This is a genomic window from Aquirufa sp. 5-AUSEE-100C1 (assembly GCF_054558655.1).
This window is the reverse complement of the sequence record NZ_JBPXKO010000003.1, coordinates 7,501-25,395: the sequence shown is the minus strand read 5'-3', so window position 1 is coordinate 25,395 and position 17,895 is coordinate 7,501. Positions and strand designations below refer to the sequence as shown.

The 17,895-nt window shown below is 44.6% G+C and carries 10 protein-coding genes (1 of these 10 only partly in view); 1 reads left to right on the top strand and 9 read right to left on the bottom strand.

Translation table 11 applies throughout. The features are described from left to right. Nucleotide 1 precedes the first annotated feature (1 nt). The 9 genes from ACMH5P_RS07060 to rpoB all read right to left on the bottom strand — a co-directional run bounded on the left by ACMH5P_RS07060 (nt 2) and on the right by rpoB (nt 16,850). Nucleotides 2–1,282, bottom strand: coding sequence for an MFS transporter (locus ACMH5P_RS07060; protein ID WP_459493631.1), 1,281 nt, complete (start codon nt 1,280–1,282; stop codon nt 2–4). A 26-nt stretch (nt 1,283–1,308) separates the two neighbouring features. Further along, a complete protein-coding gene (locus ACMH5P_RS07055; protein WP_459493630.1) occupies nt 1,309–1,971 on the bottom strand; it encodes a bifunctional 4-hydroxy-2-oxoglutarate aldolase/2-dehydro-3-deoxy-phosphogluconate aldolase in 663 nt (220 codons plus the stop codon). A 2-nt stretch (nt 1,972–1,973) separates the two neighbouring features. Then, the gene (locus ACMH5P_RS07050) at nt 1,974–2,984 is read right to left on the bottom strand and encodes a PfkB family carbohydrate kinase (protein WP_459493629.1); all 1,011 of its coding nucleotides are present in this window, start codon (nt 2,982–2,984) and stop codon (nt 1,974–1,976) included. A 3-nt stretch (nt 2,985–2,987) separates the two neighbouring features. Next, nucleotides 2,988–4,391 carry a glucuronate isomerase gene (gene uxaC / locus ACMH5P_RS07045; protein WP_459493628.1) on the bottom strand — a complete coding sequence of 468 codons (1,404 nt, stop codon included), beginning with the start codon at nt 4,389–4,391 and terminating at the stop codon, nt 2,988–2,990. A gap of 6 nt (nt 4,392–4,397) precedes the next feature. Beyond that, nucleotides 4,398–5,897 (bottom strand): tagaturonate reductase, encoded by a 1,500-nt coding sequence (locus ACMH5P_RS07040; protein WP_459493627.1) that lies wholly within the window; start codon nt 5,895–5,897, stop codon nt 4,398–4,400. A 60-nt stretch (nt 5,898–5,957) separates the two neighbouring features. Further along, nucleotides 5,958–6,278 (bottom strand): DUF3467 domain-containing protein, encoded by a 321-nt coding sequence (locus ACMH5P_RS07035; protein WP_459493626.1) that lies wholly within the window; start codon nt 6,276–6,278, stop codon nt 5,958–5,960. 45 nt (nt 6,279–6,323) lie between these two features. Next, nucleotides 6,324–8,459 (bottom strand): peptidase domain-containing ABC transporter, encoded by a 2,136-nt coding sequence (locus ACMH5P_RS07030; RefSeq protein ID WP_459493625.1) that lies wholly within the window; start codon nt 8,457–8,459, stop codon nt 6,324–6,326. 124 nt (nt 8,460–8,583) lie between these two features. Next, nucleotides 8,584–12,909, bottom strand: a complete 4,326-nt coding sequence (gene rpoC / locus ACMH5P_RS07025) for a DNA-directed RNA polymerase subunit beta' (RefSeq protein ID WP_459493624.1) — start codon at nt 12,907–12,909, stop codon at nt 8,584–8,586. 65 nt (nt 12,910–12,974) lie between these two features. After that, nucleotides 12,975–16,850 (bottom strand): DNA-directed RNA polymerase subunit beta, encoded by a 3,876-nt coding sequence (gene rpoB, locus ACMH5P_RS07020; RefSeq protein WP_459493623.1) that lies wholly within the window; start codon nt 16,848–16,850, stop codon nt 12,975–12,977. A gap of 452 nt (nt 16,851–17,302) precedes the next feature. Between rpoB and ACMH5P_RS07015 the strand changes: the two genes are divergently transcribed. Further along, nucleotides 17,303–17,895: the 5' portion of a helix-hairpin-helix domain-containing protein gene (locus ACMH5P_RS07015; RefSeq protein WP_459493622.1), read on the top strand. It continues 94 nt past the right edge of the window; the window shows 593 of its 687 coding nt (coding positions 1–593); the start codon lies at nt 17,303–17,305; the stop codon falls past the right edge of the window.

Genomic DNA, 17,895 nt, shown 5'->3' with positions numbered 1-17,895 from the left:
ATTAATCGATATTCGCCGTTTCTAACTTCGGCGCTAAGGTATAGATAATCGCCCATGCTAACACATAAGCCGATCCACACAGCAAAAAGATGATGTTATAGCCATCGTTGATGTCGCCGGCTAATTTGTATTTGTCCAACAAATAACCAACGATCATTGGGAAGAAAATACCGCCCACAGAACCCGCCATTCCACCGATACCGATCACCGAACTAACGGCTTTCTTCGGGAACATGTCGGTCGCGATTGAATAGATATTCGCACTCCATGCTTGATGCGCCGCTGCCGCCAAGGAGATCAAAGCAACCGCCTGCCAGATATTTTCGCAATAACGGGCTAACATGATCGGAACAACCGCCAAGGCGAAGCCCAACATGGAGAATTTACGCGCTTTGAACGAAGGCCAACCTCGATTAATCAAATAGCCGGATAGCCAACCGCCACCGATACTTCCGATCGTCGTCGCCGTATAAACAATAATCAATTCCAAGCTCGGTTTCTTTAAATCCAAGTGGAAACGCTCGTTGAAATAAGATGGCAACCAGAATAAGAAAAACCACCAGATCGGGTCGGTCAACATCTTTCCGAATACGAATGCATAGGTTTGTTTAAACCCGAACAAACGACCCCACTTAACCGGATCTTGATTCTCGTCCTTCTCCTCTTTGTCGGCATGGATATAATCAAATTCCGCCTGCGACAACATCTTATGCTTAGAAGGCACTTCATAATAGAACCACCAAAAGATTAACCAGATAAATCCGATCGCACCGGTGACAATAAAGGCCATTTCCCATCCGTATATGCCCAAGATCCAGGGTACCAAAATAGGTGCTGCGACCGCCCCGATATTCGCTCCCGAATTGAAAATTCCCGTTGCTAAGGCACGTTCGTTTTTAGGAAACCATTCGGCCGTGGTCTTAATCGCAGCTGGGAAGTTTCCTGCTTCGCCTAATCCCAACAAACCACGCATGAATGCGAAGCTTAAGGTTCCCGTTGCCAAGGCATGCAACATGGCAGCAATACTCCAAACGACGATCGATATGGAATAACCTAATTTAGTACCGATACGGTCGATGATACCACCGAATCCCAAAAGACTAATGGCATAGGCCGCCTGGAAAGTAATAACAATGTTCGAGTAATCCGTTTCCGACCAGTTGAACTGATCTTCCAAGACAGGCTTTAACAATCCAATTACTTGACGATCCAAGTAATTGATGGTCGTCGCGAAAAAGAGCAGCGCGCAAATTCGCCAACGGTAAGTTCCTATTTTATTCATGGTTTAGAGGGTTTTTTGGTTGGCCTTTACAAGCCTTGGTAGATTTTGATTAAATCACTAATGGTATTCGTAATCGACTGATAATCTTGTTTGGCTATCAAAGCAGGAGGGAATAATTGCGATCCCATGCCCACGGCAGATGCTCCTGCATCAAACCATGTTTTCATGCTTTCCTGTGTCGGCTCCACACCCCCTGTTACCATAATCTTGCTATGCGGCATGGGTCCTTTAATCGCTTTCACAAATCCGGGGCCCACGACGTTGCCTGGGAAAATCTTCACGATTTTAGCCCCTAACAATTCTGCACGGCGGATTTCCGTTAAGGTCATCGTTCCCGGCATCCATGGGATATCGTGTTTCGCACAAATTTCGCCCACTTCTGGGGTCGTAAATGGCTGTAACATGAAATCGGCACCCATCTGGATGAATTCGGATGCCTGTTTCGCATCATAAATGGTTCCAATTCCCAAAACCAAATCCGGACATTCCTTCTCACAGAAATCAATCAATTTCGCGAAAATCGCTGGCGCCTCAGCCCCGCGATTAGTGAATTCAAAAACGCGAATTCCCCCTTCATAACATGCCTTCAAGACGTTTTGAGCAATGCCCAAATCGGAATTGAAAAACAATGGAACTATCGGTGTTTCAGCGATTCGTTGGTATACAACTGTGGAACTATTTCTGGCCATGTTTATCGGTTTAAACGACCACTCAAGTCGCCTTTCATTACTAATTCAATTTCATCCAAATTCGCGCGGTTGATGTCGCCTTCAATGGTATGTTTCAACGCTGACGCCGCGACCCCAAAGGCCAAGGACTTCGCCTCATCCACATAGATCAAATTTCCATAAATATATCCCGCCATGAACGCGTCGCCGCCTCCAATTCGATCTACAATTTGAGAAATTTCAACTGTGCTTGATTTCAAAACCTCGTTACCGTCGAATGAAACCGCCGAAAGCGTATTTTGAGAGGCAGAGATTTGACCTCGCTTCGTATTGATGATCTTCTTCAAGCGTGGGAATTGCGCCATGATTTGCTTACAAATGGAATGCCAACCGCTCTTCGTGCTTCCATCCGGAACTATGCCCAAAATGTCTTCCGCATCCCCTTTTCCACAAACAATGATATCACAGCCTTCAATTAATTCAGGCATCACCTCTTGTACGCTCTTGCCGTATTTCCACAAATTTTTGCGGTAATTCACATCCGCGGAAACGGTGATTCCCATCGCATTTGCGACCGAAATGGCTTCGCGTAATGCTTGTGCGGCCGATTCGGAGATAGCCGGGCTGATGCCTGTCCAGTGGAACCAACAAGCATCTTTGAAAATCTCTTGCCAGTTAAATTCTGATGGGCTCAAATTGGCAAACGCCGAATCCGCCCGGTCATAAGTCACCTTACTCGGACGCATCGCTGCACCAAATTCCACAAAATAGAGGCCCAAACGACCCTCGCCATAAACAATATCCGAAGTGTCGACACCGACTTGTGCATAATAGCCTGCCGCGGCCTTACCAAGCTCATTCGCCGGAAAGCGCGTCACGTGTTTTGCGGGAATACCCAAATGCGCCAAACCTCCGGCTACATTCGCCTCTCCACCGCCATAGGTAATATTAAATGATTGCGTCTGTACAATGCGGCCATAGCCCGGAGGACTTAAACGACCCATAATCTCACCAAACGTGACTACTTTTTTCATGCCTTATTCAAAATTAAAAAACGACGAGGCATTCTTGTACGAAATGTCCTCTACCAATTTTCCTAACCAAGCGATGTCAGCCGGCAACTCGCCATTTTCCACATCTTGGCCCAGTAAATTACATAAGATTCTTCTAAAATACTCATGGCGTGGGAAAGATAAGAAACTCCGAGAATCCGTTAACATCCCCACAAAGTGACTCAACATCCCCATATTCGATAAAGCATTAATCTGCTTCTCCATCCCATCTTTTTGATCCAAGAACCACCAGCCTGAACCGAATTGCATCTTCCCTACGATCGTTCCGTCTTGGAAATTACCGGTCATGGTTGCTAGCAACTCATTGTCGCGCGGGTTCAAGTTATATAGAATTGTTTTGGCCAATTGGTTCGTTGAATCCAAGTGATTCAAGAACGCCGATAGGGGACGAGCTTGCTCAAAATCACCAATCGAATCAAAACCGGTATCAGGTCCTAAGGCACCCAAAAGACGCGCATTGTTGTTCCGAATTGCCCCCAAGTGAAATTGTTGGGTCCACCCACGTGCATGATCCAAATGTGCAAAATATACGAGCATGGCCGATTTAAATTGCCATTTCTCTTTTTTGCTAATCACCTTACCCGTGATCAATCGATCAAAAATCAATTCAATTTCCTCATTCGTAAACTCCTCCGCATAGATATGCTCCAAGCCATGGTCACTCAAACGACAACCCGCCTCATGGAAGAAATCATGGCGCGACTTGATGGCAGCCTTGTAATCAGCCAACGTACGAATCGTCTGACCTGCGGCTGTCGCCAATGCATTCACATAAGCTACGAAAACAGCCTCATCGTCTACCCCCATCGCCTTGTCGGGACGGAAAGTTGGCAATACCTTGATCGAATATCCACTGGCCGCGATTTGCTTGTGATAGCTCAAATTATCAATCGGATCATCCGTTGTACATAACGCTTTCACATTCATTTTTAACAACAAATTACGAACCGAGTATTCCTTCGTACGCAACAAAGCAGAGCAATGATCATAAATGCGTTTGGCAGAATCCTTGTTCAATAATTCCGTAACGCCAAAGTAGCGTTGCAATTCCAAATGCGTCCAATGGTACAATGGATTTCGCATCGTGTAAGGAACTGTTTCCGCCCATTTCATGAACTTCTCCTCATCGCTGGCATTTCCGGTGATGTACTTTTCGTCCACGCCATGCGCACGCATAGCACGCCATTTGTAGTGGTCGCCATATAGCCAGATTTGCGTAATATTATCGAATTGCTTGTCCTCCGCGATTTGTTCAGGTACCAAATGATTATGGTAATCGATGATCGGCTGTTTGGCCGCAAACTCATGATACAAAGTTTGGGCCGTTGGCGATTGCAATAAAAAATCTTCGTTTAAAAATGCCTTCATATTTGCTTATATGTATTTCTGTACCGCTGCTTCAAAACCAGGAAGTGCACTTAAATCTTCTCCCCATAGGCTCTTATCTGCTAATACCTGATTCAAATTAAAATCCTTCCAAGCCTCGTAAAAGTACCCAGCATGGTCGCAATTAATCGGATATAATTCCCCATTGGAATCTCCGAAATACTTGCCATTCTCTTCCTTCACCGCATGCATGAACTGCAAGTAGGCCGCAAAGCCCATGGCGAATAATTCGGGAGCTTTACCGAATTCCTTGTAGTAATTCACCAACAATGGAATATTTCGCATCCGCATCTTGGTCGTATACTGAACCGTGATATCGATTAATTTATGATTAATGAACGGGTTTTTGAAACGATCTAATACCGCCCGACCAAAACGATCCGCGACTTTAAAGTCCATCTTGTAAGGAATAGCCAAGGCCAATTCGCTCAACATCAAGTTCATGATTAATTTGCTCAAATAATTATTGGCCATCGCATCCTTCACCAAGCGGAAACCTAGTAAGTACGACATTCCGCACATCAACGAATGTGTTCCGTTCAAGAGACGAAGTTTCAATTCACGATAGATTTCGATGTCTTCGGCAATCACCACGCCGGCATCCGCTTTCGCAAAGCTCAATACCTCTTTGACACGAGCTCCCCCCTGAATCGCCCACAAACGATATACCTCCGAAACAATGATATTCTTATCTTCATAGCCCACCTCCGCACAAATCGAAGCAGCCGTTTCCGCATCTGGAGCACCCGGTACAATGCGATCTACTAAGGAATTACAGAAATCATTTTCCGTAGCCAACCACGTCATGAAATCGGCGGGCAATTGATGATCGGCGGCCAACTTCAATACGATGTCTTTCAATACATCGCCATTGTTGATAATGAGTTCCGTGGGGATAATCACCATGCCCGTTTTAGGGGCACCCTTGAAATGATTATAGCGCGCTACTAAAAATGCTAATAATTTCGCTGGAAATGATTTTGGGCAGGCTGTATCAATTGGATCATTCGAATGGTATTGAATACCCACCTCGGTTGTATTGGAAATAATTACCTGCATATCAGGGCTTTGCGCGCAAGCTAAAATATCAGCCCAAGCGGTAGCTGCCGTAATGGTTCGTGAAATGGAGGCGTTGATTAATGTCTCCTCGATGGCAACTCCTTCCTCAATCCCCTTGATGCAATGGGTGAATAAACCATCTTGATCGGTAAATGCATCAGCACCTGGTCGGTCGGTCGACTTAACCACCACTACGCGGCCCTTAAATTGACCCGCATTATTTGCCTTGTCGATAAAATAATCACATAGTCCACGTAACAAGACTCCAGTTCCAAACTGTAATACTTTTTCTGGGTAGTCGAAGACCGCAGGATTCGGTTTTTGAACCGAAATATTGGATGAAAATCCTGCTGCTAAATTTTGTTTGTTTAAGATGGCCATGCCTTTGATCGGGTTGTTCTTTCCTCTTAAAAGGCTATCTAAACCCATTTTTACCCTAAAAGCCCGAAAATTTTCGGGCTTTTAGGAAGAATAAAAAATTTAAAACGATTACGCTTCGCCTATTGGCCCATTATAATTCATGGGAAATTGGAAGCCGGCATCGCTACCATCCTTGTTTATGGGTCCAAAACTATCTTCGTAGCGTTGTACATTCTCTTGCAAAGCCTGTAATAATCGGTAAGCATGGTCGGGCGTCATCACCACCCGGGACTTCACTTTGCCCTTCGGGATACCCGGTAAAATGCGAATAAAATCCATCACAAATTCCGATGGAGAATGGGCGATCAATGCCAAATTCACATAGGCGCCTTCCGCTAAATCTTCTGGCAATTCAATATTCAGTTGGTTCTCTTCTGTGGGATTTTCCATAAGCTATTTTTATAAGTTTTGAAATTACAAAAGAGCAAGGACAGATTAAACCAATTCCCCATTTTGTTTTGAATAGAGATTAAAATAGGCGCCAACTTTTTGCATTAAATCGGCATGTGTCCCTGACTCCACAACCGTACCTGCTTGGATGACATGTATACAATCGGCATCTTGGAATTGAGTTAAGCGATGACTAATGCAAACAACTGTTCTGATCTGAGAACGTATAACCTGCAGAATTTTTCGTTCAGCTACGCTATCTAACCAGGCTGTGGCCTCATCCAAGAGGATTACTTCCGGTAGAAGATAGAATGCCCGCGCAATCCCTAAACGTTGTTTTTGTCCGCCCGACAAAGCTATTCCATTTTCGCCTAAACCTGTCTCATAACCGTGCGGTAATCGCTCAATGATCTCTTGTAGCCCCGTGATTTCTGCCACATGCCTAATTCGTTCAAGGTTTGGGTTAGCATCCCCCAAGGCAATATTGCTGTAGAAGTTGCCATCAAATAATTCGATTTCTTGAGGCACGAAGGCCATTTTTTTGCGAAGCGCAACGCCTGAAATAGTTTGTATGTCTTCATCATCCCACAAAATCTTACCCGATTGCGGTGTATATATTTTCATGCATAACTTGAGCAGCGTGCTCTTCCCGGAACCACTTTCTCCAACAATCCCTGTGAATGTACCCAACGGAATGGATAGGTCGACTCCCTCCAAAATCGATTTTCTAAATCCAAAACGAAAACCAACTTGCTGGATGCTGATTTCTTTTTGAAGTTCATTAGGTGGTGATTGACCCTGCTCCTCGGTTTCTTGATCGAGGATATCATGGAGTCGCTCGCTGGCAATTCGGGCGGATTGTATGGCTTGATTGGCCTGAACCAATTGAGCGATGGGCCCCGAAAAATAACCATAGAGGGCAAAGAGGGCGAACAATTCCCCAATACTTAACGCTTCGTGCATCACGAATTCACCTCCCTTCCAAAGCAGCAATAGGGTAAAAAGGGATCGAATTCCCTGCGCTAGCAACTCCGTGGAAAAGTTGATTCGCTTCGAATCCTGCACGGTATCCAAAAGTGAATCCATCAATCGTCTGCCCTTTTCGACGAACAATGACTCCGCTCCAAACAGTTTCAAGGTCCTGACTTTGCTTAAGCTCTCAACCCAATGGTTTTCTAGTCGGGCACTTCCCTCCATCACCTGCCGCTCCAGTTTTTTATTTCTACGATTACTTAAATAATAGATTAAGGCATAAATAGGAAGCAATGCCGTCATGTACCATGCAAGTAGACGATTAACCCTAAATAGAATTCCATACGCACAAATGACAACGCTCGCCTGCATGAATAATTCAACGAGTACCTCGCTCATAAAGTGACGAATCTTAACCGCATCACTGATTCTTGAAAGCATATCACCCACCCGATGGGTATCGAAGAATGACTGCGGGAGGCTAAGCATATGTTGAAAATACGTTTGCGTCAATCGCTGATCGATTCGCTTTCCGATATAGAGCGTATTCCTAAATTTGAAAGCTAGGCATCCGAATTGCAATAATAGGATTGCCAACATCATCAGCGCATACTCCCTAAGTAGCGATATGTCTCTTTGGGGGATGATAACATCGGAAATTTGCTGTATAAAAAAGCTCATACTGAGGCCCAAAAGTGTATAAAGGATGCCCGCTAACCATGTGCCCAACAAGCTCAGCCAAAAGGCCTTCACATATTCCCACATCCGGTGGTACATCGGAAGAATATCATTGTATGGCTTAAAGGAATCCATGGGTTGTAATCGCAGTACGACGCCTGACCAAAATGCGTCGAATTCCGACCAACTCATTTTGATTGTTTCACCTACGAGCGGATCCATCACCCGTACATAGCGCGTGTGAACTTGTTGGATGACCACAAAATGGCTCAGATTTTTTTCAATCATCCCATGGGCAATTGCCGGCAAGGGGAGATGTTTAAGTTGGCCGACTGTTCCACGTAAGGCCTTGCCTTTAAATCCCATTTGCGTGGCTGCGTGCAGCATTCCCAAGAGATTTGTTCCCTGTAAATCCGTTTGGGCCCAAGCCCGAATTTTGGATTGTGGTAAATACAAGCCATAATGCTGCCCAATCGATGCCAGGCAGGCTATTCCACAATCCTTGTTTTCTTGTTGTTTGATGTTAGCCATGCCCTGAAATTGGCAAAGCCAGGAAACAATGGCTATTCGAAAAATGGATTTATCAAGAGGCTGATAAAAAAAGAACCCTGAACGTTGCCGTCCAGGGTTCTAGATGAATAAGCTTCAAGCAAGATTAGTTGCTCGCAGCGGTTTCTTTTACTTCGTCTACTTCTACAGCAGCCGCTTTCTCCAATTGTTTCAACTCATCTGCTGAGTTTACTAAAATGTTTTGGTAGCGACGAACACCTGTACCCGCTGGAATCAAGTGACCTACGATAACGTTCTCTTTCAAGCCGTCCAAGGTATCTTGTTTCGCGCGAATCGATGCTTCCGAAAGAACTTTGGTAGTCTCTTGGAACGATGCTGCTGAGATGAATGAATCCGTACCTAACGAAGCTTGTGTGATACCTTGCAAGTTCGATGAGGATACCGCTGCTTGCGCATCACGGACTTTCATCAACTTCAAGTCACGACGCTTCAATGATGAGTTCTCATCACGTAAAGCACGTGCTGTCAAGATCATACCTGCTTTGTATTTCTCTGAATCACCCGCGTCAGTAATTACTTTCTTATCCAAGATCGTATCATTTTCTTGACGGAAGACAAAACGATCTACGTTTTGACCTTGCAAGAATTGCGTATCACCTGGCTCAAGGATTTCAACTTTCTGCATCATTTGGCGTACAATACACTCGATGTGCTTATCGTTGATTTTTACCCCTTGTAGACGGTATACATCTTGGATTTCGTTTACTAAGTATTCCTGAACCGCTGTTGGTCCTTTGATCTTCAAGATATCTGATGGCGTAATCGCACCATCCGATAACGGCATACCCGCACGTACGAAGTCATTATTTTGTACCAAGATGAAACGAGTCAATGGCACCAAGTAACGACGCTCTGTACCTTCTTTCGGCGTTACGATAATTTCACGGTTACCACGCTTGATAACACCGTAAGAAATTACCCCGTCGATTTCAGATACCACCGCTGGGTTCGATGGGTTACGTGCCTCGAATAATTCTGTTACACGTGGAAGACCTCCCGTAATGTCACGCGTTTTACCCGCAGCACGTGGAATCTTCGCGATGATTTGGCCCGCTTTGATTTTATCGCCCTCGTCGATCGCTAAACGCGCACCCACAGGAACGTTGTATACTAAGTTTTCTTTGCCTTTCGCAACAACTAAAACGGATGGGTTTTTCGTCTTGTCTTTCGACTCGATGATTACCTTCTCACGCATACCTGTTTGCTCATCCGCCTCTTCTTTGTACGTATTGTTTTCTTCGATTGCCTCGAATTCTACTTTACCTTCAGCTTCCGATAAGATGACCGCGTTGTATGGATCCCATGCACAAATCTCCTCGCCTTTCTTGATGGTTTGACCATCTTTCACGCGTAAGAATGAACCGTAAGGCACGTTGCTTGAAATCAATACTTGCTTGTTAGCTGGATTCACAATTTGAACCTCACCCGAACGACCCATCACGATTTCAGTGGCATTACCCTCTGCATCCGTTGAGCTTACCGAACGAACCTCTTCAAACTTGATCACACCATCAAACTTCGCTTTCACGCTCGCATCCAAGGAAACGTTTTGTGCGGTACCACCCACGTGGAACGTACGTAAGGTCAACTGCGTTCCTGGCTCACCGATGGATTGTGATGCAATTACACCAACAGCCTCACCGATGTTCACCATGCGTGCTGTAGACAAGTTACGTCCATAACACTTCGCACAAACACCACTACGTGTTTCACAAGTCAATACCGAACGAATCTCTACGGAATCAATCGCCGTTTCGTCGATTTTCTGAGCAGCAATTTCCGTGATTTCATCTCCCGAAGAAACGATTAATTCACCAGAAACTGGATCAATAACATCATGTACCGATACACGACCCAAGATACGCTCCGACAATGGCTCGATGATCTCCTCATTGTCTTTCAATGGGAACACCTCAATACCACGTAAAGTACCGCAATCCTCTTCATTCACGATAACATCTTGTGCGACGTCATGTAAACGACGAGTCAAGTAACCCGCATCGGCTGTTTTCAAGGCAGTATCCGCCAAACCTTTACGCGCACCGTGTGTCGAGATAAAGTACTCTAATACGTCTAGACCTTCTTTAAAGTTAGAAAGGATTGGGTTTTCGATGATTTCACCTACCGAACCTTGTAAGTTCTTCTGAGGTTTCGCCATCAAACCACGCATACCACCCAGCTGACGAATCTGCTCACGAGAACCACGTGCTCCTGAGTGCATCATCATGTAGATGGCGTTAAATCCTTGGTTGTCCTCCTCCATCTGCTTCATCAATGTCTCGGTAATTTTCGAGTTCACTTTTGTCCAGATGTCAATAACCGCGTTGTAACGCTCGTTATCTGTGATTAAACCCATTAAGTAGTTGTCCCAAACCGCTTGAACATCATCTTGCGCTTTCTTCACCAAAGAAGCTTTCTCCGCAGGAATCTGAACGTCGCCAATACCCATCGATAAACCACCGTGGAAGGCTTGTTGGAAACCTAATTCTTTAATATCATCCAAGAATTGTGCCGTACGCGCCATACCACAGATCTTGTGAACATGTGAGATGATTTGTTGCAACTTCTTCTTTGTCAACAATTCGTTGATATAACCTACTTGCTCCGGAACACAAAGGTTGAACAATACACGGCCCGCAACAGTTTCCACCATTTCTTGTACCAATGTACCATCTTCCTTACGAACTGTAGCTTTCACCACGATGTTCGCGTGCTTCGATAATTTCTTCTCGTTCAAGGCGATAACTACCTCCTCAAATCCGTAGAAACGAGATCCTTCACCCGCTACTTTATGATCTGGAGTCGACTTACGTCCTTTCGTCACGTAGTATAGACCCAAAACCATGTCTTGTGATGGTACCGTGATCGGCGCACCATTCGCAGGGTTCAAGATGTTATGTGATGCAAGCATTAACAAGGAGGCTTCCAAAATCGCTTCATGTCCTAGTGGAACGTGAACCGCCATCTGGTCACCGTCAAAGTCGGCGTTAAATGCCGTACATGTCAATGGGTGCAATTGAATCGCTTTTCCTTCGATTAATTTCGGTTGGAATGCTTGGATACCCAAACGGTGCAACGTAGGAGCACGGTTTAAAAGAACTGGGTGTCCTTTCATTACGTTTTCCAAAATATCCCAAACAACTGGGTCCTTGCGGTCAACGATTTTCTTCGCCGACTTCACCGTCTTCACGATACCACGCTCGATCAACTTACGGATCACAAACGGCTTGAATAATTCAGCCGCCATGTCTTTCGGAAGACCACACTCGTGCATTTTCAATTCTGGACCTACCACGATAACCGAACGACCTGAATAGTCGACACGCTTACCTAATAAGTTTTGACGGAAACGACCTTGCTTACCTTTCAACATATCAGAAAGGGACTTCAAGGCACGGTTACCCTCAGAACGAACCGCGTTTACTTTACGTGAGTTGTCGAATAAACTATCAACAGCCTCTTGTAACATACGCTTCTCGTTACGTAAGATTACCTCTGGCGCTTTGATTTCGATCAAACGCTTCAAACGGTTGTTACGGATAATCACACGACGATATAAATCGTTCAAGTCAGATGTCGCGAAACGACCACCATCCAATGGCACCAATGGACGCAATTCCGGTGGAATTACAGGGACCATTTTGATGATCATCCACTCCGGACGGTTGTCGATACGACCTACCGACTCACGGAATGCCTCAACTACTTTCAAACGCTTCAAAGCCTCAGCTTTACGTTGTTGAGAAGATTCAGTATCCGCAGCATGACGTAGATCAGCTGATAAGCTATCTAAATCGATGCGAGTTAATAACAAGTTTAACGCGTCAGCACCCATTTTCGCGATGAATTTCTGTGGATCTTCATCAGGTAGGTGTTGGTTTTCACGCGGTAACTTATCCAAAATATCCAAGTACTCGTCTTCCGTCAAGAAATCTAGGTATTGGCTACCAATCTTTCCTTCTTCCGCGTACATACCCGGTTGAACTACGACATAGCGCTCGTAGTAGATAATTTGGTCTAATTTCTTCGTTGACAATCCAAGCATGTAACCGATCTTGTTCGGTAAGCTACGGAAGTACCAGATGTGTGCAACAGGAACCACTAATTCGATGTGGCCCATACGCTCACGACGTACTTTTTTCTCCGTCACCTCTACTCCGCAACGGTCGCAGATAATGCCTTTGTAACGAATACGCTTATATTTTCCGCAATGACACTCCCAGTCCTTTGTTGGACCGAAAATACGCTCGCAGAACAAACCACCCATTTCGGGTTTGTAGGTACGGTAGTTAATAGTCTCCGGTTGAGTTACCTCACCGTTTGAACTTTCAAGAATCGACTCCGGTGATGCCAATGAGATGGTCACCTTTTGGAAATCGCTGTTCAGTTTTCTCGTCTTTTTAAATGACATTTTCGATGTATTTAATTGGAAAATGATTTCTTTTTAAGGGCCGGTGTTAGCGGCCCGGTAAATGATTACTCAAGTGTGATTTCAAGAGCCAAACCTCTCAATTCGTGAATCAATACGTTGAATGATTCTGGAATGTTTGGTTTCGGCATATTCTCGCCTTTCACAATTGCCTCGTACGCTTTGGCACGGCCGATCACGTCATCCGACTTCACAGTCAAGATCTCTTGCAAGATATTCGCTGCTCCGAAGGCCTCCAATGCCCAAACCTCCATCTCACCGAAACGCTGACCACCGAATTGAGCTTTACCACCCAATGGTTGTTGTGTAATCAATGAGTATGGTCCAATTGAACGTGCGTGCATTTTATCATCTACCAAGTGACCAAGTTTCAACATGTAAATGATACCCACAGTTACCGGTTGATCAAATTTATCTCCCGTTAAACCGTTGTATAGGTAAGTACGTCCCCAATCTGGTAGACCTGCTGCCGCTAATTCAGCTGCAACTTCTGCCTCAGTTCCACCGTCGAAAATAGGTGTCGCATAACGCTTACCTAATTTTTGACCAGCCCAACCTAATACAGTCTCGTAAATTTGACCTAAGTTCATACGAGATGGTACCCCTAGTGGATTCAATACGATATCTACCGGTGTTCCATCTTCCAAGAATGGCATATCTTCTTCACGAACAATACGAGCTACAACACCCTTGTTACCGTGACGACCCGCCATCTTATCACCCACTTTCAACTTACGTTTTTTCGCGATGTACACTTTCGCCAACTTCACGATGCCTGCAGGTAATTCATCACCTACTTCAAGAACGAAACGCTCACGCTTGAATCGACCAGCGATTTCATTACGCTTCACGTTGAAGTTCTTAATTAAAGCCATGAACAATTTGTTCAATGCAGCATCCGAAGTAGCCTCTTCTACGATCAAGTCGGAAAGCAAGTTTGCCTCTTCTTGAACCGCATAAGTAGACTCATCACGGTATAAGTTTTTATCTGGGAATAATAATTCTTCGATGTTCTTTGCTGAGAATTTCACACCTTTCTCAACGATCACCGTTCCGAATTTGTGCTTAATTCCTGCGCAAGTTTTACCCGCTAACAAAGCAACAGTCTTCTCGATCATTTGGCGACGAATCTCCAAAAGGTCTTTGCTGTACTCCTTCATTAACTTCTTCAATTCAGCTTTCGACTTCTCACGCTCTTCTTTATCCTTCTTAGGACGAGAGAACAATTTCGTATCAATAACCACACCTTTTAACGATGGTGGCGCTTTCTTCGAAGCATCTTTCACGTCACCTGCTTTGTCACCAAAGATGGCACGTAATAATTTTTCTTCGGGTGTCGGATCAGATTCTCCTTTTGGCGTAATCTTACCGATTAAGATATCACCCTCTTTCACTTCCGCACCTACGCGAACAACACCGTTCTCGTCTAGGTTACGAACTGTTTCTTCCGAAACGTTTGGAATTTCAGATGTTAATTCCTCCTCACCACGTTTAGTATCACGAACTTCTAATTCGAATTCTTCAATGTGGATTGAAGTAAAGATATCATCACGAACAACTTTCTCCGAGATTACGATCGCATCCTCAAAGTTGTAACCTTGCCATGGCATGAACGCCACTTTCATGTTACGACCTAATGCTAACTCGCCTGCCTCTGTTGCATAACCTTGGCAAAGCGCTTGACCTTTCTTCACTTTCTCGCCCTTGAACACGATCGGCTTTAAGTTGATCGTCGTATCTTGGTTCGTTCTACGGAATTTGATCAATTCGTATGTTTTCAATGATCCGTCGAAGCTAATTAATGCCTCTGATTCAGTTTGATCGTAGTTGACAACGATTTTCAATGCGTCTACGTACTCGATCACACCATCTCCTTCAGCAACCACTAAGGTACGCGAGTCAATCGCCACACGGTGCTCTAAGCCAGTTCCTACGATAGGAGCTTCTGGACGTAAAAGAGGTACCGCTTGACGTTGCATGTTCGATCCCATCAAGGCACGGTTCGCATCATCATGCTCCAAGAAAGGAATCAATGAAGCCGCAACCGAAACGATTTGGTTTGGAGCAACGTCCATGTATTGTGCATCCGATGGATTTACCAATGGGAAATCACCTTCAAAACGAGCCTTCACACGATCCGATAAGAACTTACCAGATTTCATGTCGATCGGAGCATTCGCTTGAACGATGTTCTTACCATCTTCCTCTTCAGCTGTCAAGTATTGTACATTGCTTGTTGTATCTACTTTACCTCCATCGATTAAACGGTAAGGCGTTTCGATGAAGCCCATTGAGTTTACTTTCGCGTGAACACAAAGAGAAGAAATCAAACCAATGTTTGGTCCCTCGGGTGTTTCAATCGTACAAAGACGACCGTAGTGCGTGTAGTGAACGTCACGAACCTCAAAACCAGCTCTTTCACGAGAAAGACCACCTGGCCCTAGTGCCGACATACGACGCTTGTGTGTAATCTCAGCCAATGGATTCGTTTGGTCCATGAATTGAGATAGTTGGTTCGTTCCAAAGAATGAGTTGATCACCGACGAAAGCGTACGTGCGTTAATCAAGTCAACAGGTTTGAAATCTTCGTTGTCACGAACATTCATACGCTCCTTGATGGTACGCGCCATACGTGCTAGACCCACACCGAACTGCGCATATAATTGCTCACCTACGGTACGAACACGACGGTTAGATAAGTGGTCAATATCATCGACTACCGCACGTGAGTTGATCAATCCGATCAAGTACTTCACGATAGAAATGATATCTTCTTTGGTCAAGACTTTCACATCCATTGGGATATCATGACCTAATTTTTTATTGATTCGGTAACGACCTACTTCACCCAAATCGTAACGCTTGTCTGAGAAGAACAAGTTTTGGATGATGTCACGTGCCGTTTGCTCATCGGGAGCATCCGTGTTACGCAATTGCTTGTAGATAACTTCAACCGCCTCTTTCTCCGAGTTTGAAGTATCTTTTTGCAAGGTATTGTAAATGATATTGTAGTCAGAAACGTTCACGTCATCTTTGTGCAAGATAACCGTTGCAGAACCTGATTCTAAAATCGTTTCTACTTCGTTTTCAGTGATAACGGTATCACGCTCGATCAAGATCTCGTTACGGTCGATCGAAACAACCTCACCCGTATCTTCATCTACGAAGTCTTCTTGCCATGTTTTCAAAACACGTGCCGCCAAACGACGACCTACGATGCCTTTGATGGCTTTTTTATCTACCTTGATTTCTTCAGCTAAGCCAAATAAATCCAAGATATCCTTGTCATTTCCGTAACCAATAGCACGAAGCAATACGGTTACAGGGAACTTTTTCTTACGGTCGATGTACGCATACATTACATTGTTTACGTCCGTAGCAAATTCAATCCAAGAACCCTTGAAAGGAATGATACGTGCTGAATACAATTTTGTACCGTTGGTGTGCTTCGATTGTGCGAAGAAAACACCGGGTGAACGGTGAAGCTGGGAAACGATAACACGCTCCGCACCGTTGATCACGAAGGATCCACGCTCGGTCATGTAAGGGATGTTTCCTAAGAAAACCTCTTGTTCGATGGTTTGGAAATCCTCGTTGTCTGTATCATTACAGATCAAACGCAATTTCGCTTTTAAAGGTACTGAATACGTTAAACCGCGGTCGATACACTCATCTACCGAATATTTCGGTGGATCTACAGAGTAGTCGACAAACGACAAAACGAAATTTTCCCGCGAATCCGCGATTGGAAAATTTTCAGCGAACACTTTAAATAAACCTTCGTCTGTACGGTTTTCCGCAGCTGTCTCAAGCTGGAAAAAATCCTGGAAGGATTGGACTTGGATATCCAGAAAATCTGGATAATTGATCACAGACTGCGTTTTCGCAAAGCTGTGTCTTCCTGTGGCAGTGATGTTACTCAAGGCTTTATACGTTTTAAATTAAAATGAAAAATGGCCCGTGGGCGCAATTTCTCGCCGTTTCCGACGAAAATTAAAAGCTGAATGCCTCGTAGAGATCAGATCGAATTTCCCTTTGCGCCTCCCCTACGATAAGAGATTTGTGTTTCAGAAAAACCATCTGCGGATTCGCCCGGAGGCGTTAATCCTAAAATAGCCTGCAAAATTAGTAAAAGTTTTTTTAACTGCCAAATAGGGGAGGGGGAATTTTTATAAGTAGTCAGTGGGCAGTAATCAGTGGACAGTGTTCAGAGATAGTAGTTAATTTGATTTTGATATTCTCGTGGAGGGATTACTTATCAATTAACAGATACAATCTATCCACCTAACTTTCGTTTTTGAACAAGTAAAATAAATACCGCCCCCTGACTACTAACTACAGATTACTGCCCACTGACCACTGAACTACTGATTTTATGCTCCCCCGCTTCCGTTACTACATCCGTTTTATGCTTGGAATGACCCGACAAGAAATACGGGGAATAGGTCTTTTAATATTTCTGATCTGTTTGGGGATGTCGGTACATTATCTCTATCGTTTTTTCGCTTTGCGGGAGGAGCTTACTGAAATCAATCCGAAACGATATGAGGAGGTTTATGAGGCGGCGGAGGAGAAGCGATTGAAAAATTATGTCAGGCGAACTACCTATATATATAATAGGCCTGATAAAATTAGAACGACATACGTCAAAAAAGTGCAGGATTGGCAGATTGATATCAACCAGGCGGATTCGGCTGCATGGGTCGCTTTGCCGGGAATTGGGCCGGGGTTTGCGAGGCGAATTATGGGATTTCGGGAGCGTTTGGGTGGATTTGCGGTTGCGGAGCAATTACTTGAGGTATATGGGATTGATACGGTATGGGTGAGGCAGCATCTTAAAAAGTTCCGACTGGGTTCTGGGGTTTATCGACCCCTGTTTGTGAATCGGGCGATTTGGAATGAATTTCGACATCCTTATTTGCCTTACGCTCAAGCCAAGGTCGTTTTGAACTACCGAAAACAGCATGG

Coding starts and splice junctions, on each gene's coding strand:
- ACMH5P_RS07060 (WP_459493631.1), bottom strand. CDS start 1,282: ATGAATAAAATAGGAACTTACCGTTGGCGAATTTGCGCGCTGCTCTTT.
- ACMH5P_RS07055 (WP_459493630.1), bottom strand. CDS start 1,971: ATGGCCAGAAATAGTTCCACAGTTGTATACCAACGAATCGCTGAAACA.
- ACMH5P_RS07050 (WP_459493629.1), bottom strand. CDS start 2,984: ATGAAAAAAGTAGTCACGTTTGGTGAGATTATGGGTCGTTTAAGTCCT.
- uxaC (WP_459493628.1), bottom strand. CDS start 4,391: ATGAAGGCATTTTTAAACGAAGATTTTTTATTGCAATCGCCAACGGCC.
- ACMH5P_RS07040 (WP_459493627.1), bottom strand. CDS start 5,897: ATGGGTTTAGATAGCCTTTTAAGAGGAAAGAACAACCCGATCAAAGGC.
- ACMH5P_RS07035 (WP_459493626.1), bottom strand. CDS start 6,278: ATGGAAAATCCCACAGAAGAGAACCAACTGAATATTGAATTGCCAGAA.
- ACMH5P_RS07030 (WP_459493625.1), bottom strand. CDS start 8,459: ATGGCTAACATCAAACAACAAGAAAACAAGGATTGTGGAATAGCCTGC.
- rpoC (WP_459493624.1), bottom strand. CDS start 12,909: ATGTCATTTAAAAAGACGAGAAAACTGAACAGCGATTTCCAAAAGGTG.